Source organism: Pseudomonas sp. AIG (assembly GCF_977020205.1).
Genome location: NZ_CDROCK010000001.1, coordinates 275,144 through 293,271, shown reverse-complemented (window position 1 = coordinate 293,271; position 18,128 = coordinate 275,144). Strand labels below are relative to the sequence as shown.

General features: G+C 60.1%; 16 protein-coding genes. 5 read left to right on the top strand and 11 right to left on the bottom strand.

Annotated features, from left to right (window positions below; translation table 11 throughout):
- Nucleotides 1-7: 7 nt before the first annotated feature.
- The 3 genes from ACWR1S_RS01265 to ACWR1S_RS01255 all read right to left on the bottom strand — a co-directional run bounded on the left by ACWR1S_RS01265 (nt 8) and on the right by ACWR1S_RS01255 (nt 3,188).
- On the bottom strand, nt 8-1,129 hold the full coding sequence (locus ACWR1S_RS01265; protein WP_454562155.1) for an SMP-30/gluconolactonase/LRE family protein: 1,122 nt from the start codon (nt 1,127-1,129) through the stop codon (nt 8-10).
- A 186-nt stretch (nt 1,130-1,315) separates the two neighbouring features.
- A complete protein-coding gene (locus tag ACWR1S_RS01260; protein WP_454562154.1) occupies nt 1,316-1,825 on the bottom strand; it encodes a nucleoside deaminase in 510 nt (169 codons plus the stop codon).
- Nucleotides 1,826-1,856: 31 nt separating this feature from the next.
- The gene (locus tag ACWR1S_RS01255; RefSeq protein WP_454562153.1) at nt 1,857-3,188 is read right to left on the bottom strand and encodes a nucleobase:cation symporter-2 family protein; all 1,332 of its coding nucleotides are present in this window, start codon (nt 3,186-3,188) and stop codon (nt 1,857-1,859) included.
- 214 nt (nt 3,189-3,402) lie between these two features.
- Between ACWR1S_RS01255 and ACWR1S_RS01250 the strand changes: the two genes are divergently transcribed.
- Complete coding sequence (locus ACWR1S_RS01250) at nt 3,403-4,317, top strand: LysR family transcriptional regulator (RefSeq protein WP_454562152.1); 915 nt, start codon at nt 3,403-3,405, stop codon at nt 4,315-4,317.
- A 51-nt stretch (nt 4,318-4,368) separates the two neighbouring features.
- Here the strand turns inward: ACWR1S_RS01250 and ACWR1S_RS01245 are convergent, their stop codons facing one another.
- From ACWR1S_RS01245 to ACWR1S_RS01225, 5 genes are all read right to left on the bottom strand, one after another.
- Complete coding sequence (locus ACWR1S_RS01245) at nt 4,369-7,458, bottom strand: efflux RND transporter permease subunit (protein WP_454562151.1); 3,090 nt, start codon at nt 7,456-7,458, stop codon at nt 4,369-4,371.
- A complete protein-coding gene (locus ACWR1S_RS01240; RefSeq protein WP_454562150.1) occupies nt 7,455-8,564 on the bottom strand; it encodes an efflux RND transporter periplasmic adaptor subunit in 1,110 nt (369 codons plus the stop codon). The genes ACWR1S_RS01245 and ACWR1S_RS01240 overlap by 4 nt, the downstream gene beginning before the upstream one ends.
- A gap of 125 nt (nt 8,565-8,689) precedes the next feature.
- Complete coding sequence (locus tag ACWR1S_RS01235; protein WP_454562149.1) at nt 8,690-9,961, bottom strand: OmpP1/FadL family transporter; 1,272 nt, start codon at nt 9,959-9,961, stop codon at nt 8,690-8,692.
- A gap of 200 nt (nt 9,962-10,161) precedes the next feature.
- Complete coding sequence (locus tag ACWR1S_RS01230; RefSeq protein ID WP_454562148.1) at nt 10,162-10,788, bottom strand: TetR/AcrR family transcriptional regulator; 627 nt, start codon at nt 10,786-10,788, stop codon at nt 10,162-10,164.
- Nucleotides 10,789-10,850: 62 nt separating this feature from the next.
- Nucleotides 10,851-11,735 carry a LysR family transcriptional regulator gene (locus ACWR1S_RS01225; RefSeq protein ID WP_454562147.1) on the bottom strand — a complete coding sequence of 295 codons (885 nt, stop codon included), beginning with the start codon at nt 11,733-11,735 and terminating at the stop codon, nt 10,851-10,853.
- Between the two features lie 168 nt (nt 11,736-11,903).
- Between ACWR1S_RS01225 and ACWR1S_RS01220 the strand changes: the two genes are divergently transcribed.
- Nucleotides 11,904-13,259 carry an MFS transporter gene (locus ACWR1S_RS01220; RefSeq protein ID WP_454562146.1) on the top strand — a complete coding sequence of 452 codons (1,356 nt, stop codon included), beginning with the start codon at nt 11,904-11,906 and terminating at the stop codon, nt 13,257-13,259.
- Between the two features lie 15 nt (nt 13,260-13,274).
- Nucleotides 13,275-13,730 carry a type II 3-dehydroquinate dehydratase gene (locus ACWR1S_RS01215; protein WP_454562145.1) on the top strand — a complete coding sequence of 152 codons (456 nt, stop codon included), beginning with the start codon at nt 13,275-13,277 and terminating at the stop codon, nt 13,728-13,730.
- Nucleotides 13,731-13,748: 18 nt separating this feature from the next.
- Here ACWR1S_RS01215 and ACWR1S_RS01210 read toward each other — a convergent pair whose 3' ends face one another.
- Nucleotides 13,749-14,663 (bottom strand): LysR substrate-binding domain-containing protein, encoded by a 915-nt coding sequence (locus ACWR1S_RS01210; protein WP_454562144.1) that lies wholly within the window; start codon nt 14,661-14,663, stop codon nt 13,749-13,751.
- 85 nt (nt 14,664-14,748) lie between these two features.
- Here ACWR1S_RS01210 and ACWR1S_RS01205 point away from each other — a divergent pair, with 85 nt between their 5' ends.
- Nucleotides 14,749-15,231 (top strand): hypothetical protein, encoded by a 483-nt coding sequence (locus ACWR1S_RS01205; RefSeq protein WP_454562143.1) that lies wholly within the window; start codon nt 14,749-14,751, stop codon nt 15,229-15,231.
- Between the two features lie 88 nt (nt 15,232-15,319).
- Here ACWR1S_RS01205 and ACWR1S_RS01200 read toward each other — a convergent pair whose 3' ends face one another.
- The gene (locus tag ACWR1S_RS01200) at nt 15,320-16,486 is read right to left on the bottom strand and encodes an MFS transporter (protein WP_454562142.1); all 1,167 of its coding nucleotides are present in this window, start codon (nt 16,484-16,486) and stop codon (nt 15,320-15,322) included.
- Nucleotides 16,487-16,580: 94 nt separating this feature from the next.
- Between ACWR1S_RS01200 and ACWR1S_RS01195 the strand changes: the two genes are divergently transcribed.
- The gene (locus tag ACWR1S_RS01195; RefSeq protein WP_454562192.1) at nt 16,581-17,486 is read left to right on the top strand and encodes a LysR family transcriptional regulator; all 906 of its coding nucleotides are present in this window, start codon (nt 16,581-16,583) and stop codon (nt 17,484-17,486) included.
- A gap of 61 nt (nt 17,487-17,547) precedes the next feature.
- Here the strand turns inward: ACWR1S_RS01195 and ACWR1S_RS01190 are convergent, their stop codons facing one another.
- The gene (locus tag ACWR1S_RS01190) at nt 17,548-17,877 is read right to left on the bottom strand and encodes a hypothetical protein (RefSeq protein WP_454562141.1); all 330 of its coding nucleotides are present in this window, start codon (nt 17,875-17,877) and stop codon (nt 17,548-17,550) included.
- Nucleotides 17,878-18,128 lie beyond the last annotated feature (251 nt).

Here is an 18,128-nt window from a genome sequence, read left to right as displayed (position 1 = left end):
GCTATTTTTACAACGCAAACGTAGTCCCGCGGGTATTCACAAACAGTGAGTAGATCGAGTGACTGCTGGCCATAAACAGCCGATTACCTTCGCGTCCACCGAAGCACAGGTTCGGGCAGCGCTCCGGCAGGGAAATGTGCCCGATGGCCTTGCCCTGCGGATTGAACACGCGCACGCCGTCGAGTTTTTCCAGGTCGGCCTTGGGATCACCGTTGCCACCCCAGCCGCACCACAGGTTGCCCGCTTCATCGCATTTGATGCCGTCGATCGCGGCATATTCCAGCCCCTCGATGTGCTTGCGGCGTTCGCCCAGTGTGCCGTCCTCTTTTACGGCGATCGCCCAGATCAGCCGATTGGGCTTGGCCCGGCCTTCGACGACGTAGAGGGTTTTTTCATCGGGCGAAAAGCACAGGCCATTGGGGCCGTTGAGGTCGTCGATGACCCGCGTGACTTTTTTGCTCTCGCCGTCGATGCGGTACACGGCGTGGGGTTGGCTCGGGGTGATTTTGTGGCCTTCGTAGTTGTTGCTGGTCTGGAAGGGCGGGTCGGTGAACCAGATCGATCCGTCACTTTTGCAGACGATGTCGTTGGGCGAGTTGAAGGGCTTGCCGTCGAAGCTGTCGGCCAGCACGGTGATCATGCCATTGGCTTCGGTGCGCGTGATGCGCCGGCCTTCGCTGGTCGTGGTGGAGCCTTCGCAGACAATCAGACGCCCTTGGCGATCCCGGCACATGCCGTTGGAAAAGTTGGAGTGCTCGCGGTACACGCTGAAGGTGTCGGTGATTTCGTCCCAGCGCATGATGCGATTATTGGGGATGTCGCTGACCAGCAAATAGCGGCCATCACCAACCCACACCGGTCCTTCGGCCCAGCGCATACCGGTGGCAAGTTTTTCAACACTGGCGTTGAAAACACGTAGTTCGAGGAAGCTGTCGTCGAGGATGTGAATCAGTGGATCAGGGTAACGCTGACTCAAGGGCTCCGCGGCTTCGGCGAGTCGGGTTAGCGCGGTACTGCCGACGGTGGCGAGCGTGGCGGAAACGGCGAGGGATTTTTTCAGGAAGCTGCGGCGGGTATTGCCTTTCGCTGGGTCAAGGCTTTCAGAATTGGCGGACAGGGATGAGTCCATGTAGCGATCTCCGTGGTTTTATTTTTTTTGGGGAGACGCAGTAATACCCTGTGATAGGACATCGTACAAGTACCTCGTTGCGACGGCCGTATGGCGTATACAGCGGTGACAACCGCCAGCAGACTCAGGAATCAACGGCAGAACTGACTGGGCAATCCCCTCTCCTGAGCGCCAGCGTCGATTCATTTAATGCCAAAACCCTTTATGCGGCTCAGCCGCCTCCCCCTCCAGCATCGGCCCCAACACACTGACCTTGCGCTGCCCCTTGGCGAACACCTCGCGGCACGGCAGCGAGAACGTCGGGTTCTCCGGATGGTCACCGGTCAATCCCAGCAACGCATGCTCCGACAAGGCATAAACCACCCGCCCGATCCCCGTCCAGTACACCGCACCGGCGCACATGCAGCAAGGTTCGGCGCTGGTGTACAGCGTGCACAGTTCCAGCTCTTGCGGTGACAGCAGCTTGGCCGCTGCCGCCGCCGCCACCAACTCGGCGTGCTGAGTCGGATCGCCTTCCGGCGGCATCGAGTTGTTCCCCGCTTCGACAATCACCTTGCCGTTGCGGTCGGCCACCAATGCCGCGAACGGATGGCGACCGCGTTGCTTCGATGCCTCGGACAAGGCGATGGTCTGGCGCAGCAAGGTCAGATCAAGCTCGCTGACGCCAGCCGGGATGAGCTGAGTGAATTGATTCATGGGTAACTCCTGGGCAGTGGAAAACAAACAGTCAGTCGGCCAGTTCAGCGCCGAGGGTTTCGGTCGATTTTTTGTCGTTGTTGAGCAGGATGTTGAGGACTATGGCGGTGATCGCGCCGAGGAAAATCCCGCTGTCGAGCACCAGTTTCAGGGTCGGGCCGACGTGCTCGAACAGCGCCGGAAAGGACATCGGCAGCACGCCGACACTCACCGACACCGCGACGATGATGCCGTTGCGCGTGCCCTCGAATTGCACCCGCGACAGTTCCTGAATCCCCGCCACCGTGGTCATGCCGAACATCACGATCGCGCAGCCACCGAGCACTGGCGTCGGCACCGCGGCGATCAACGCACCGAGTTTGGGGAACAGGCCCATCAGCACCATGATTGCCCCGGCCGCGGCCACGACGAAGCGGCTTTTGACGTTGGAGAGCGCAATCAAACCGGTGTTCTGGGTGAAGGCGTTGTAAGGAAAGCTGTTGAACAAGCCACCGAGCATGGTCGACAAACCGTCGGCGCGAAACGCATTGCCGAGGGTTTGTTGCGTAGTCGGTTTGCCGGTCAATTTGCCGATCGCCAGGCAGTTGCCGGTGGTCTCGGCCATGATCACCAGCATCGCCAGGGTCATGATAAGAATCGGCACCGGCGCGAATTCCGGCGCGCCGAATGCCATCGGCGCGCTCAGCTCAAACCACGCGGCTTCGCTGACCCGATTGAAGTGAGTCATGCCGCAAGCCGCTGCGATCAGACTGCCGACAAACAAGCCGATGAGCACGCTGAGGTTGCCGAGGAAGCCCTTGCATTTGGCATAGATCACCAGCGTCACGCTGACCGTGGCCAGGCCCAGCAACAAGTTCGCGGGATTGCCGAAATCCGCCGAGTCGGGATTGCCGCCGCCCAGCCAGATCGCTGCCGCCGGCATCAGCGAGATGCCGATGATGGTGATCAGGCTGCCGATCACCACCGGCGGAAAAAACCGCAGCAAGCGGCTGAACACCGGTGCCAACGCAATGGTGATAAAGCCCGCCGCGATCACCGCACCGAAAATCTGACTGAGGCCGAACTCCTTGCCGATCATGATCATCGGCGCCAGGGCTATGAACGAGCAGCCCTGAATCAGCGGCAGTCGCGCGCCGAACTTCCAGAAACCGAGGGTTTGAATCAGCGTCGCCACGCCCGAGGTCAACAGGTTGGCGTTGATCAGCAACACCACCTGCGCCGAAGTCAGCCCCATCGCACTGCCGAGAATCAGCGGCACCGCCACCGCTCCCGCGTACATCACCAGCACATGCTGCAAGCCAAACGTGAACAACTGTCGCAGTGGCAAAACCTCGTCCACCGGATGAATGCGTTGTGTAGTCATTTCACACGCTCCTGAAGGTGCGGCATCTGTTGAGATCGCGGGCATGCTCAGGGGCGTTTGAAGGGTGGATCCGCCCCGGAGATCGTTTGACGCGGGGCCATAGTTGAACGTTTATTACGATGAAACAAATTAGCAACCATCGCTTTTTTCGATGGCACAATCAGGCTTTCGTCAGCCGCTCCAAACCTTCATTTTCGACCCGGGAGTTCACCGCTTGCGCTTCTCACTCGATCAACTGTTGATGTTCGTCCAAGTGGTCAAAAGCGGTTCGTTCTCCGCCGCCGGACGCAAACTGGGCAAGACCCAATCGACCATCAGCGCGGCGATTGCCAACCTCGAAACTGACCTGGGCGTCGACCTGTTCGACCGCAGCAACCGCAGCCCAGCCCTCACCGCCAGCGGCCACAAATTGCTCGTGCAGGCCGAAGCCGTGCTCGAACGCTGCATGACCTTCGAAGCCCACGCCGATTGCCTGTCGGACAACGTCGAGCCCAGCCTGACCCTGGCGATTGAAACGCCGTACGGCCCGATCATGCCGGCGCTCAAAGCCTTCGAAGCCGCGTTCCCCTTCGTCGACCTGATCATCCGCCATCCGGTGTACGGCGACGTCAGCGAACTGGTCAGCAGCGGCGAAGCGGTACTCGGCGTGGCGTTTTCGCAGCCCGGCTACCCCAAGGAGCTGGCGTTCCAGCAACTGGGCAAACTGATCATGCTGCACGTCTGCCATCCCGAGCATCCATTGGCGCAACTCGATGACGTCACCTTCGACGACCTGCACGTCCATCGCCGCCTGGCCTTCAGCGCCCACGCGAGCAAACTGCCGAGCAGCGAATACCTGCGCTCGACCCAGTTGTGGCAAGCGGAAAGCTATCTGGCGTTATTGGAAATGGTCCGCGCCGGGCTCGGCTGGGCCACCCTGCCCCGCCAGCTCGTTCAGCGTGAACTGGCCAAGGGTGAACTGGTGGAGCTGCAGCTCTCGGCGTATCCGCATACGGACTGGCAGATTGGTGTGGATTTGTTGTGGGCGCGGCAACGGCCGCTGGGTAAGGCGGAGCGGTGGCTGAAGGAGAAATTGCAGGGCAACAAGGTGTTTGAGCTGGATCGCAACGGACAAATCACCACGCTTTGACGTGGGGACAAAGAGGCCCGCGAAAGCGGGCCTCGATTGCAGGCGTTGTCACTACGCCAGTTTGACTGTTTCGGTCTGCGCCTCGTGCTCAGGGCGGATCTTGAACCAGATGGAATACATCGCCGGCAGGAACACCAGCGTCACGATGGTGCCGACGAACGTGCCGCCAATCAGGGTGTAGGCCAGCGTGCCCCAGAACACCGAGTGGGTCAGGGGAATAAACGCCAGGATGGCCGCCATTGCCGTCAGCAGTACCGGCCGCGCACGTTGCACCGTGGCTTCGACCACGGCATGGAACGGGTCCAGACCCTCCAGCGTGTTGTGATGGATTTGCCCGATCAGAATCAGCGTATTGCGCATGAGGATCCCCGACAGCGCAATCAACCCGACCAGCGCATTGATGCCAAACGGCTGATTGAAGATCAGCAGCGTCGGCACCACACCAATCAAGCCTAATGGCGAGGTGAGGAAGACCATGATCATCGCCGCGATCGAACGCACCTGCACCATGATGATCAGCAACGTCATGGCGATCATGATCGGCAGCAAGGGCAAGATCGCCTTGCCCGCCTTGCCGGACTCCTCGATCGCCCCCGCCTGCTCGATCCGGTAACCGGAAGGCAGTGTCTCGATGATCGGCTGCAGCTGCTTGAGGATCGCACTCGAAACATCCGGTGGTTGCAAGCCTTCGGCAATGTCGCCACGCACGGTGATAGTCGGCGTGCGGTCACGGCGCCGCAGAATCGGATCCTCCATGCGCACATCGACCTCGCCGATCTGCGACAACGGAATGCGTTGCCCCGTCGCGCCGACCAGGGTGAAACCTTTGATCTGCGCCGGGTCGAGCCGGATATTACCGGCGGCACGCCCGACGACCTGCACAGAACGAATATCCTCGCGAACCGCTGTGATCGGCACTCCGCTGAGCAGAAACTGCAGTTGCTGGGCGACCGCATTCGAGGTCAGCCCCACTGCCTGCAGACGGTCCTGATCGAGACTGAAATGCAAGGTCGGGGTCAGCGGTCCCCAGTCAGTGTTCACGGTTCTCATCATCGGGCTGTCTTGCATTACGCCGCGGACTTGCTCGGCGATGTCGCGCAACTTCGCCGGATCGGGCCCCATCACCCGGTAGGCAACCGGAAACGGCGAATAAGGACCGAACACAATTTGCGTGGCCCGCACACGGGCCTCCGGCGCGAGGCCTTCAGCCACCGCTTCGCGCACGCGCAACTTGAGGGTTTCGCGTGCCTCCTGACTGTCCGTGAGCACCACGATTTTCGCAAACGACGGATCGGGCAGTTCTGGCGCCATCGCCAGGAAGAAACGCGGCGCACCCTGGCCGATATAGGCCGTGACGATTTTTGCCTCCTCCTGCTTGTGCAACCAGGCCTCGACCTTGGCGGCCGTGGCACGGGTCTGCTCGATCGAGGTGCCGTAGGGCATTTGCACCTCGATCATCACCTCGGGGCGGTCGGAGGTCGGAAAGAACTGCTTCTTCACCAGCCCCATGCCTGGCACGGCGACGAAAAACAGCGTGACCACCGTGCCCGCCACCAGCCATTTGCGTGCGATCACGGCAGTCAGCAGCCGGCGGAAGCGGTTGTAATTCGGCGTGTTGTAGATCGCTGCGTGGCCACCTTCGACTTTCTTGATATCCGGCAACAATTTCACGCCCAGATACGGGGTGAACGCCACCGCGACGACCCAGGACGCGATCAGCGCAATGCCGACGATCCAGAACATGTTGCTGGTGTATTCGCCGGCAGTGGACTGCGCAAAACCGTTCGGCAAAAAGCCGATTGCCGTCACCAGCGTACCGGACAACATCGGCGCAGCTGTATGGCTCCAGGCATACGCGGACGCTTTGATGCGGTCGTAGCCCTCCTCCATTTTCACCACCATCATTTCAATGGCGATGATGGCGTCATCGACCAACAGCCCGAGCGCGAGGATCAATGAGCCGAGGGTGATGCGATCGAAATTCTTGCCGGTGGCGGCCATCACCACGAACACGATCGCCAGGGTCAACGGCACAGCCGCAGCGACCACCACCCCGACCCGCCAGCCCATACTCAGAAAGCACACGAGCATGACCACCAGCAACGCGACGAAAAACTTGACCATGAACTCGCCAACAGCGGAGTCGATATTGACTGCCTGGTCGGTGACTTTGGCGAGGGTCATGCCCAATGGCATTTCCGCATTGATCCGCGCAGTCTCCGCATCCAGCGCCTTGCCCAGATCCAGACCGTTCCAGCCCTCGCGCATCACGATGCCCAGCAGCAGCGCGTCTTCACCGTTATTGCGTACAACAAAGGTCGCCGGGTCTTCGTAACCGCGTTCAACCGTCGCCACATCAGAGAGCTTAAGCGTGCGCCCCTGCACCGAGACCGGTGTGTCGCGAATTTTCTGCACCTTGTCGAAAGCACCGTCGAGACGCAGAAACACCTGCGGCCCATTGGTTTCGATGGACCCGGCGGGCGTCAGCACGTTCTGACTGTTCAGCGCAGCGAAGATGTCCTGCGGCGACAAGCCGAGAGTCGCCAACCGGTCATGGGAGAACGAAACGTAGATGCGCTCGGCTTGCTCACCGATGATGTTGACCTTCTTCACCCCCGGCACATGCAGCAGACGCTGACGCATGGCTTCCGCATCACGCACCAGCAAGCGCTGTGGCTCGCCTTTGGCTTTCAAGGCGAACAGCGCGAAAGTCACGTCGGAAAATTCATCGTTAACCATCGGCCCGATCACACCGGCCGGCAGCTTGATGGCTTCGTCGTCGAGTTTCTTGCGTGCTTGATAGAACTCTTCCTGCACTTGCGAGGGCGGCGTGCTATCGAGCAACGACACCATCGTGAACGCCAGTCCAGGACGAGTGTAGGTTTCCGAGCGGTCGTACCACTTGAGTTCTTGCAGGCGCTTTTCAAGGGGTTCGGCGACCTGATCCTGCATCTCCTGCGCCGTCGCGCCCGGCCATGCGGTGATGACGGTCAACTGCTTGACCGTAAACGGTGGGTCTTCTGCACGCCCCAGTTGAAAGAACGACAACGTCCCTGCAACGGCAATCAGAAAAATCAGGAACACCGTGATTGCCCGCTCGCGCACGGCGATCGCCGAAAGGTTGAATCGCCCCTGGCTCATGGACGACTCCCGGCAACGCTGGCTTCGCTCTGCTGCGGCAATCTCACCGCCTCTCCATCGCGTAGCAGATGGGCGCCCAGTGCCACCACCTGCTCACCGGCAGTGAGGTCGCCGGCGATACGCGCCGAATCATCGCTCAACGCCAGCACCTCAACAGCTCGCCAGCTTACGGTTGCCGGTGCTCCGGCGATCACCCACACCCCGGGGCCTTTGCCCGGGTCGTAAACAGCCGCGATGGGGACTTGTAGGGCCTGTGTCTGGGTGGCGCCCTCGGCAATGCTGAGGGTCACGGTCGCACCGATTGGCGCATTGGCCAGCGGCCCTTCGAGCACATAGCGCGCTTCGAACGTGCGCGTTGTGCGGTCTGCCGAGTCCGAAAGCAGTCGCAGTTTTGCCGTGACAGCCGCTGAATTCATGCCGTAGAGGCTGGCTTGCGCGGTGGAGCCGGCAGCCGGGCGCAGCGTTTCCGGCAGATGCACGATGGCTTCGCGTTGGCCTGCGCGCGCCAGTCGCACCACCGGTTGTCCCGGGCTGACGACTTGCCCGGGTTCGGCGAGTGTTTCCACCACCACGCCGTCCGCATCAGCGACCAGCAGCGCATAACCTGAAGCGTTACTCGCTACGTCCGCTTGCGCTTGCGCGGCGTTGAGCTGCGCCTTTGCCGTCTCCGCGGCGGCTCTGTACTGATCGTAGGCTGATGCCGAAATGGCGCCAACGCCGACCAGTTTGCGATAGCGAGCCTCGTCGTCGGCTGTCTGTTTGGCGCTGGCGCGAGCAGCAATGACCGCCGCCTGCTGCGCCCGCGCTTGCAGTCCGAGATCGATCGGGTCGAGACGCATCAGCGGCTGACCCCGCTTGACGACCTGCCCCGTATCAACCAGGCGTTCGAGCACCTTGCCCGATACGCGAAACCCCAGGTCGCCCTGAACGCGCGCCGCCACGACACCGGTGAAAGAACGAGCGACATCAGGTGATGCTTGAACCGCAGCGGATCTGACCAGCGGCGCCTGGGTTCGGGGATCTGCAACGCCGGGAGATTCGCCACAGGCGGTCAGGGCAAGAGGCAACAAGCATGCGGCAATGGGAAAAGGTCGGAGCCGGCGCATAGATTCCCTTACTGAGGAATAGGATGATCATCATATTCTCAGCCTTGTGACCAATATCGTCAATAGTCACAAACTGCATCCTGACCACCTGCAATAGCGAACTACGAATCGACCGACAGGCCTGACTAAAAACGGTAGCTCACAGACGTCCCCAGCCCACTTGCACTGTTCTTGTATCTGGCACTGTAGGCACCTCTCGATGCCGAGGTGTCGTTGACCTCGACGCTCTCCTCCCAAAGGTAGGAATAAGCCAGGTCGATCGTGACATTTTCCACGGGCGTCCAGCCGGCCCCGAAGCTGATCACCTTGCGGTCGCCCGTCGGAATGCGCGGGCCTCGATTGGTGTTGTTAGCCGGTGACTGATCAACCGAGAAACCGGCACGAAGCACCCATTGGTTATTCAATTGGTAGGCTGCACCGATCGCGTGAGCCCAAGTGTCGTGCCAGTTCTGCTCTTCGCTGATCGTCCCCAACTGGCCACTCAGCAACGGCGGCAAGCCACTGTTCTCGATCGTCAGCTCCTTGAAGCGGCTCCAGCGCGTCCAGGTACTGCCGACATAAAGCGTCCAGTCGTTATTGAATTGATGCGTGACCGAAACGTCCACCGACTCCGGCGTGTCCACGTCCAGCGACGCGTCATAGCTGCGGCCGCTGACGCCCAGCACGCTGAAGATGCCATCGGTGACTTTGGTTTTCGCATCCAGGTGGTAACTGACTTTGGAGTGATAGGTCAGCCCCAGGCGGGTCCGGTCTGTCGCCTGCACCAGCACGCCGGCGTTGAAGCCCAGCGCGGTGTCATCGCCCGTGCTTTTCAGCTTGCCGTCATTACGCCCCGGGCTCAATGGATTGGGGACCATGCCCGATATCTCGCCGCTGATACGGTTAATGGTCGGGCCGAAGCCGATCGAGACTTTTTCGTTAAAGGCGTAGCTGATGGTCGGCTGGAAAGTCAGCGTGGTGACTTCACTCTTGTTGGCGTAATAGCGCCCGGCAAAACCACTGCCGTAGTCGGTGATCAGCCCGAACGGTACATAAAATCCGACGCCGAATGCCCAGTGGTCATCAATGGGTTTGACGTAATACCCCATGGGCACGGTGGTCGTCGGCACCATGTCGCCATCTTCATTGCCGCCGAACGTACTGCGCGTCCGGCTGATATCCGACTTGGCGAACAGCGTTGCCGCCCCCACGCTGACCTGCTCCCTTTTGAGCCGCGCCATGCCCGCCGGGTTACCGTAGATCGTACTGGCGTCCTCGGCTGAAGAAGAGCGCCCGGCAAAACCGGAGCCCATCCCGCTGATGCTTTGCTCGTTGAGTGCAAAGCCACCGGCAAACACATTGGAAGACGCAAGCACGACGGCCAGGCCCACGGGGCTCTTGAGCATTGTTTTTTTCATTATTGGACTCTATGGAGATCACTGGAATAGAACATCGAGCACTACAGCGAAGCCATATTATCCATGTGACCGATTCAGTCAATGGTCACGACAAGCAAAATTCAACGCCCTCCCGGCACTGATGTGCCGGTGGGCAGGAAACGTAATGAGGGGGGATGTCGTTTGACTCGAATCGCCTGAAAACCTTGCTCAGCAATGGGTCAAGGCATGAGGCTGCGCAGGATGAGGTTGGTGGTCAGCGTGGGCGCTTGCTCGATCAGATCCAGATTGTGTTGCAGCAGCAGCGGGTTGACGAAAGGTCGCAACGCCAGATTGATCGCCTCGACGGTCTCGTCCAGCGGTGTCTTGCGCTCGAACTCCCCCGCTTCTCGCCCCTGACGCACGATGTCGAGGATAAAGCCCTTGATGTGCGCCTCATACACCTGGGCACTGTTCCAGCGCTCCGAAGCGGAAAACGCCGCGATGTCGTAGAGCTTGCGGTCGTTGAAGAACAGATCCACACCCGTAGCGACCACGGTTTTCACCAACCTGCGGAAACGCTCGGTCGCCGAAACCGCTTCTGCGTTGACCGCGTGCTCGACTGCTGCAGCGATCTGGCCCAGGCAGTTGGCGCAAATCGCCTCGCCAATCGCCTGCTTGGAATCAAAGAATTTATAGATGTACGCCTTGGAGAAACCAATGGCCTTGGCCAGGTCGGAAACCGTGGTTTTACCATAGCCGTATTGGCTGAAATGCTCGTTGGCCGCGGCGACAATCTGGTCACGAATGTCGTGTTCGGCGGGGCCGCGAGTGCTCGGCGAGGAGGTAGATACAGATGGCTGATTCATGGGGGCAGCTTACTCACCCTGTCGGTGGCTGACAATGTGTGATGCTCTATGAACAGCGCATTTCACCCCCACCCCTGCGCCTCTTCAATGAAGTGCAGCACCGCACTGGACCTTTCATCAATCCGCGAAATCAGCGAAAGCTCGCTGACCATTTCCGCTTGAGCCAGCGGCACGATGCGTATGCCCGGCATGGTCAACCGCGTCATCGTTTCCGGGACGATACTCAGGCCGATGCCGGCCGCCACCAGCCCCGGGATGCTCATCAGCGACGGCACATGCATGATGTTCTCGGGGTGCAACTGGTTCTGCCGGCACGCCTGGAGGGTGTGTGAGGTCAGGCCGATGCCGGCGCTGTCCTGCAGGAACACGAATTTCTCATAACGCAGCGTCGCCAGTTCGCCGGTAAAACTGTCCGCCATGTCATGGTTGTCCGGCATCAGCAGCACCAGCCTCGACTGACTGAAATGATGGGTGCGCAGGCGATCCGGCAGGTGGTCCTTGAAAACCCGGGCGAAGGCCAGGTCAAGCTTGTGGTCAAGCAACATGTCGAACTGCGCGCGAATACCGGCGTCCACCAGCGACACTTTGACTTCCGGGAAGGTGCTGAAGTAATGCCGCAGCAACTGCGGCAGATTGGCCTCGAACAGCGCCGAGTGATAGCCGATGTTGATCTCGCCCACTTCACCTCGGCGCGCCCGCCGTGCAGCAGCAATCGCCAGTTCACTGGATTCGATGGACTGCCGCGCATGGGGCAGAAATGCCTCGCCGGCAGCGGTCAACGCGACGCCACGGTTTTCCCGCCGGAACAATGCCAAGCCCAGTTCGGACTCGAGGGTTCGCATTAACTGGCTGAGTGCCGGCTGTGCAACGCCCAACTGTTCAGCCGCGCGACTGAAGTGCTGCAGGTCAGCGGCAACGACAAAGGCTTTCAGGTGACGCAGTTCCATACTCGCTACTCATAAGGTCGGCTTATCTATTTGTCGTGATTTCGATAATTATTCTGCAAGCAGGATGCGCTAACGTCTAGCCACCTCGACGATTCCTGCCCATTGCGTCGTTACTGCGCAGAACCGTCCGGGCATCCCGACACTATAAAAATAATGACGAGCACCCTTATGAGCACAATCAGTCACGAGACTCATGATTCGCGCATGCCGCGCAAAGCGGTGACCGCTGCGACCATCGGCACGGCCCTGGAGTGGTTCGACTTCACCCTGTATGGCGCGATGTCCGCGACCATTTTGCCCAAGTTGTTTTTCCCCGCCATGGAACCAACCGCCGGCCTGCTCGCGTCTCTGGCAACGTTCGGTGTCGGCCTGGCCGCTCGGCCATTGGGCGCCATTACCTGTGGCTACCTGGGTGACAAACTTGGCCGCCGTAACCTGATGCTGGCCACCGTGACCATGATGGGCCTGGCTTCGGTGCTGATGGGCTTGTTGCCCACCTACGCTCAGGTGGGTATCTGGGCGCCGATCCTGCTGGTGTTGCTGCGGATCATTCAAGGCTTCGCGCTGGGCGGCGAGTCCACCGGCGCGCAACTGATGGCGCTGGAACACGCCTCCCCTGATCGCCGCGGGCGCTATTCCGGCATGCTCGGCTTGTGCTCACCGCTCAGCCAGATATTGGCCAACGGCGTGTTGATGGGTCTGGCGGCGACACTTTCAGGCGAGCAATTCGAAAGCTTTGGCTGGCGAATTCCCTTCCTGATGAGCTTCGTACTGGTCGTGGTGGCGATTTTCATCCGCCTGAAAGTCGATGAGACCCCGGCTTTCGTGGCCTTGAAAAAGACCCCGGTCAAACAGGAAAAAAGCCCGCTCAAATCCGCGGTCGGCAGCCACTACAAAACCATCCTGCGGCTGATGCTGTTTTTCTGCTCACCCGCTGCGCTGTTCTATCTGATCGTGATTTTTTCCCTCAGCTACCTGACCAAGCATCTGGGCTTCAGCCAGTCGACGGGTTTCATGTCACTGATGGTGGCTAACGTCTGCGCGATTTTCGGTGCGCTGGCCGGCGGTTATCTGTCCGATCGCTGGGGCCGAAAAAAGGCATTGGCGCTGGGTTCATGCATGACCCTGCTGATCCTGTTCGTGTACTTCCCGATCCTCAACACGCTGAACGTTGCGGCCATCATGGCAATCATGGGGCTGTTCCTGGGCTTCACCCAGTTCCAGAGCGGAATCCAGCCTGTGGCTTTCGCCGAGGCGTTCCCGACCCAGGTTCGCTATTCGGGTTCGGCACTGGCTTACACCGGCGCCAACCTGGTGATTGGTGGGCCGATGCCGATGATCGCCGTGTGGTTGATGAGCCAGTCGAACAACTCGCCGTGGCCGCTGGTGACCTTGTGCGCGGTGATCAACCTGATCTCCCTGGCCATGATTGTCATCGGCCCGGAAACACGCGGCATTGACCTGAACGCCGTCGCCAGCGACGACACTGTCGACACTCGCGCAACCGCCCTTCTTTCCAAATAACGCAGCAGGACAACCATGAACCGTACCGTTTTCATCCTCAACGGCCCCAACCTCAATCTGCTCGGTCGCCGTGAACCGCACATTTACGGCCACACCACGCTCGAGCAGATCCGCCAACGCAGTGAAACACTGGCCGAAGAACTTGATTTGATCTGCGACTTTCGCCAAACCAACCACGAAGGCGTGATGGTCGACTGGATTCAACAGGCGTTCGAGCAAGGCGCGGCCGTCATCATCAACCCGGCCGGCCTGTCGTTCCACTCGATTCCGGTGCTGGATGCGCTGAAACTGCTCGACACACCGCTGATTGAACTGCACCTGTCGAACATCCATGCCCGGGACGAATTGCACCGCCACTCGATCATGTCTGGCGTGGCCAATGCGGTGATCTGCGGCATGGGCGCCGGCGGATACCCCCTCGCCATTAGAGCCGTTGATGACTTGTTGCGGCGTCAGGCAGGCGACCGCTAACCAGCCTTTGCCGGACGACTAGCCGGCGGTGGCTTTCGTCTCTTGGCTTAAATTCAACAACCGGCGAAGCCTCGACCGAACCCTCATGGGTGGTGTATGCGCCGGCCCGGGCTTCGACAGGAGAAAGAACCTCAGCGGGCTTGGGCAGCTCAAGGCATTCAACGCAATCAATTGCCCATTGAATGCCTCGAGAGAGTGAATGGCCGGATTCCAGAGCGCGATGCCCAGCCCTGAGCGGGCGGCTTCGATTGCCTGGGCGTAGTCACCCATCACCCTGTCGGTGGCCCTGGAGGTCAGGCGTTTGCCGTGATGGCTCATCCACGCTCGCCACAATGTCGTATCGCCGGTGTGCAGCAGTGCGGTGTTCTGTATCAAGGCCAACGGCTGTTCGTTCATGGCGATGACGTCGGGTGACGCCACGGGGCAAAGCGACTCGTCGAACAATGGCTCTTCGTCCCCGTCATTCCACTGTCCGCGCCCGTACCTGATGGCCAGATCGACCTCGCCTGAGGACAGGCTGGCATTCAGCGCAGACGTGACCAGTTCGATACGCAGATCCTGAGGCGAGCCTTCCAGTTCGATCAAACGCGGGATCAACCAGAAACGCGCGAAGGATGCCGTCGTGGCCAATTTGACGACGGGCAACGTCTGGCCGCCGGGCCGGAGCTGTCGCGCTTGTTTAAGCTGATCGAAGGCATGAGCAACCTTGCCCAGCGCGATTTGTCCCGTGGCCGTAACGGTAACACCGCGCGCATGCCGATCGAACAAGGCGCATTGAAACCATTTTTCAGCCATTTCAACACGTCGGCTGATGGTCGCATGGGTCACCTCCAGTTCCTCGGCTGCAGCCGTGAAGGAGCCGGTTCTGGCAGCCGCAAGGGCAGCTTGAAGGGCTTCGAAGGGAGGGAGAATATCGTCTGAGCTGTACGTCATATGCACAGCTTATGGATAAGTTGCGCTATAGGTCAACAGCTCAGCGTTACCTATGCTGCGCTGCCTTATTCATTGAGATAGCAGCATGTCGTCTTTCAAAGCGCTTATTTCGCCAGTGATGTTCGCTCAAGCACTGGGGCTGTGGGCGGGCAATTATTGTTACGCCGACTCCAGCGTACAAAAGCCCATCGTACGAGGTTACGAAGGGAATGGCGGCGTCACCGTTGAACTGGTCATGTCAGGTACGCCTGAAAACGAATGGGCATTGCTCAGGATTCGAGGAGTGGCAACGGAGACGGAGTCAGTGGTGCATCAAGCCAGCGTTCAGCGCTCGCCGGTGTCGACGTCCTTCGTAGAAACTATCAACGGGGTTTCACGGACAATTTTTGAGGTACGGATGCATCAGGGTTTTCTTCCGCTTCAAAATCAGGAGAACCATGTCCTGGGAGAAAGCGCTCGCCTGGAGCGCCTGAGTGATATCGGCAGTGAACTTCCGAGGTTCGAGTCAGAGCGTTATTCCACTCACGCGGCAGGCACTCAGACGGTGATATCCGCAAGCCGTCCTTGAGGAGGCCGTTTGCTGCCTTGCGCGACTGGCAGAAAACGGCCCAAAGCTGTTGGTACATTCAGTCACCGGTGGAGTTAACTGTACGCAGTCACACCACGGCGGCTTCAATCGTCCTGGAGCGCCACGCAAACCCCAACACCATCAGCAGCCCCAGGCTCGCCATTGCCGCGCCGGCCAGGGAGATCGCCGGATAACCCAGCCCGCTGCTGATCACCGCGCCGCCAAGCGCTGCGCCAATCGCATTGCCGAAGTTGAAGGCGCCGATGTTCACCGCCGAGGCCAGATTGGGCGCGTCCTTGGCCGCTTCCATCACACGCATCTGTAGCGGCGGCACCAGGGCGAAGCTGGCGATACCCCAGATCAGGATGGCCACGGCGGCCGGCAGCGGCCAGCGCATCAGTACGGTGAACGCCAGCAAGACCAGAATCAGTACGCTCAGCGAGACGATCAGGGTGCGATCGATTGAGCGGTCAGCGGCCTTGCCGCCCCACATGTTGCCCAGCGTCAACCCGACACCGTAAAGCATCAGCATGGCGGTGATGAAGGCAGTGGACGCATGGGTCTCGCTGCTGAGGATCGGCGAGATGTAGGTGAAGACGGTGAACATGGCGCTCGAGCCGACCACGGTCAGGGCCAGCGCCGCCAGCACCGGGCCGCGCCCCAAAACTCGAATTTCCGCCATGACACCGACGCTTTTCGGCGCCCGCACGTTCGGCAAGGCGAACCACAACGCGGCCATGGTCACCACGCCCAGGCCGGTAATCCCCCAGAAAGCGGTGCGCCAACCAAATAGTTCGCCAAACCAGGCGGCCAGCGGCACACCGCCGATGGTCGCCAGCGTCAGGCCCATGAACATCGCCGCCACTGCTCCGGCCCGTTTCTCCGGGGCGACCAGGGTGGCGGCGACGACAGAACCAACGCCAAAGAAGGCACCGTGGTTCAGTGAGGTCACGACCCTGGCGACCATGAGACTGTAGTAATCGGTGGCCAGGGCCGACATCAGATTACCGAGGGTGAAAATCGCCATAAGCCCGATCAGTAGATAGCGCCGGGGAATCCTGCCGGTGGTCAGGGTCATCAGTGGCGCGCCGAGCAATACGCCCAGCGCATAAGCACTGACCAGCAAACCGGCAGCGGGAATGGAAACGCCCAGATCCGCGGCGATACCCGGCAACATGCCCATGGGGGCGAATTCTGTGACGCCGATGCCGAAGGCACCGATGGCGAGTGCAACAAGTGGTGGATTGATACGCATGGAAAGCTCCTTATCTATGCCGCCAATGCTACGATCCTGTCTTTTCAGGCGGTAGATAGCATTTTTGGCAATCACCTTTGCGCAGGAGGCACAAGTGGATTTCAACGGCAGGTCAGGTGAAATGAGCGTGTTCACCACCGTGGCCCAGGAAGGCAGCCTGTCGGCCGCCGCGCGTGCGCTGGGCCTGACACCCTCGGCTGTCAGTCGGATCATCGCGCGCACCGAGCAACGGCTTGGCACCCGCCTGCTATTGCGCACCACCCGGGCGATCACCTTCACGGCCGAGGGCGAAGCGTTCCTGCGTGGCGCTCGGCGGATCCTCGCCGACATGGACGAGGTCGAAGAAGCCATCGCCGACCAAGGCGTGCCCAGAGGGCGATTGCCCGTCAGTGCCGCCCTTGGCCATGGACGCCTGGCCATCGTTCCCTTGGTCGCAGCCTTCAGCGCCCGTTACCCGAACATCGTCGTAGACCTCAACCTCGGCGACGAAGTGGTCGATATTCTCGGCGGGCAAGCCGACGTCGCGGTGCGCTTCGGCCTTCTGCCCGACAGCCCGCTGACCGCACGCAGGATCGGCACCACCGGCCAGGTCGTGGTGGCATCGCCCGAGTATCTGCAGCGCCACGGCGTCCCGCAGGAACCGGAAGACCTGCTCCAGCACAACTGCCTGCGCTTCAACTTCCGCCGTGCCGAACCCAACTGGCCGTTCATCCGCGATGGCAAAGCGTTTTCCCTGAAGGTCAGCGGCAACATCGAATGCAGCAGTGGTGAAGCGCTGGCACAATTCGCGCGAATGGGCGCCGGCATTGCCCGTATCGGGGAGTTCAGCGTGAGCGAGGATCTGCAGCGCGGCGACCTGATTGCGCTGTTGGACGCGTGGAACCCGGGGGATCAGGAGCCGATTCATGCGGTGTTCGTTGGCGGCGCGACGATGCCGGCGCGGGTGAGATTGTTCGTCGACTTCCTGGTGGAACATCATCGGATGTCAGCCGAGGCATAAACTGATATTTGCGGATACTGGTGACGTTGAATTCAACACATGTCGGCCTGAAGAACGCGGATCAAGTTAAATACCCGATCGCTCCCAGAGACTCAATCAAACGCACCAATGCTGGTTTTTCTGCTGGTTTTTCGCCGATACAACAAACGTCCGGGTCGCTGAGAGAGCACCAGACCGACACCGGGTCGCCTACTTTCAGCCCATATGAGGCTTTACGCAGCGTTGCGGTTGACCAGGCGTCAATGGTTTCGTTGAGCGACTTGTGAAACCGCTTGCCATTGGCGCTATAACTGAAGCTCATGAATTGCGCTCCAATCCACGTCCCCTCACTCCCAACAAAGGTTACGTAGCCTTGTACCACTTGCCCCACAGGTACATCGCCAGCGCTCATCAATTATCTCCTCAGAATGTGCCCGACATGCCGGGACGACGCGACCATCCATGTTCCGCTGCCAACATTGACCTGAACTGAGCAATGCTCTCTGAATATTCCCAGTCCGCAAAACCGGGGGTCAGTATCAAACCCACGCGTGCCATCAGTCAGACCCTCCATAAATGCCCGTAACATATGACGACAACAAACAGACATCAAGGGCAGCTTCGGGTCGTTTTCAGTCGGTCAGCGGACGCTAATTGCCATCC

What these genes read in the sequence shown, in the direction of transcription:
- ACWR1S_RS01205 (WP_454562143.1), top strand. Translation starts at nt 14,749, where the DNA reads ATGTCGTCTTTCAAAGCGCTTATTTCGCCAGTGATGTTCGCTCAAGCA.
- ACWR1S_RS01255 (WP_454562153.1), bottom strand. Translation starts at nt 3,188, where the DNA reads ATGACTACACAACGCATTCATCCGGTGGACGAGGTTTTGCCACTGCGA.
- ACWR1S_RS01240 (WP_454562150.1), bottom strand. Translation starts at nt 8,564, where the DNA reads ATGCGCCGGCTCCGACCTTTTCCCATTGCCGCATGCTTGTTGCCTCTT.
- ACWR1S_RS01230 (WP_454562148.1), bottom strand. Translation starts at nt 10,788, where the DNA reads ATGAATCAGCCATCTGTATCTACCTCCTCGCCGAGCACTCGCGGCCCC.
- ACWR1S_RS01225 (WP_454562147.1), bottom strand. Translation starts at nt 11,735, where the DNA reads ATGGAACTGCGTCACCTGAAAGCCTTTGTCGTTGCCGCTGACCTGCAG.
- ACWR1S_RS01245 (WP_454562151.1), bottom strand. Translation starts at nt 7,458, where the DNA reads ATGAGCCAGGGGCGATTCAACCTTTCGGCGATCGCCGTGCGCGAGCGG.
- ACWR1S_RS01260 (WP_454562154.1), bottom strand. Translation starts at nt 1,825, where the DNA reads ATGAATCAATTCACTCAGCTCATCCCGGCTGGCGTCAGCGAGCTTGAT.
- ACWR1S_RS01220 (WP_454562146.1), top strand. Translation starts at nt 11,904, where the DNA reads ATGAGCACAATCAGTCACGAGACTCATGATTCGCGCATGCCGCGCAAA.
- ACWR1S_RS01265 (WP_454562155.1), bottom strand. Translation starts at nt 1,129, where the DNA reads ATGGACTCATCCCTGTCCGCCAATTCTGAAAGCCTTGACCCAGCGAAA.
- ACWR1S_RS01200 (WP_454562142.1), bottom strand. Translation starts at nt 16,486, where the DNA reads ATGCGTATCAATCCACCACTTGTTGCACTCGCCATCGGTGCCTTCGGC.
- ACWR1S_RS01190 (WP_454562141.1), bottom strand. Translation starts at nt 17,877, where the DNA reads ATGAGCGCTGGCGATGTACCTGTGGGGCAAGTGGTACAAGGCTACGTA.
- ACWR1S_RS01210 (WP_454562144.1), bottom strand. Translation starts at nt 14,663, where the DNA reads ATGACGTACAGCTCAGACGATATTCTCCCTCCCTTCGAAGCCCTTCAA.
- ACWR1S_RS01235 (WP_454562149.1), bottom strand. Translation starts at nt 9,961, where the DNA reads ATGAAAAAAACAATGCTCAAGAGCCCCGTGGGCCTGGCCGTCGTGCTT.
- ACWR1S_RS01215 (WP_454562145.1), top strand. Translation starts at nt 13,275, where the DNA reads ATGAACCGTACCGTTTTCATCCTCAACGGCCCCAACCTCAATCTGCTC.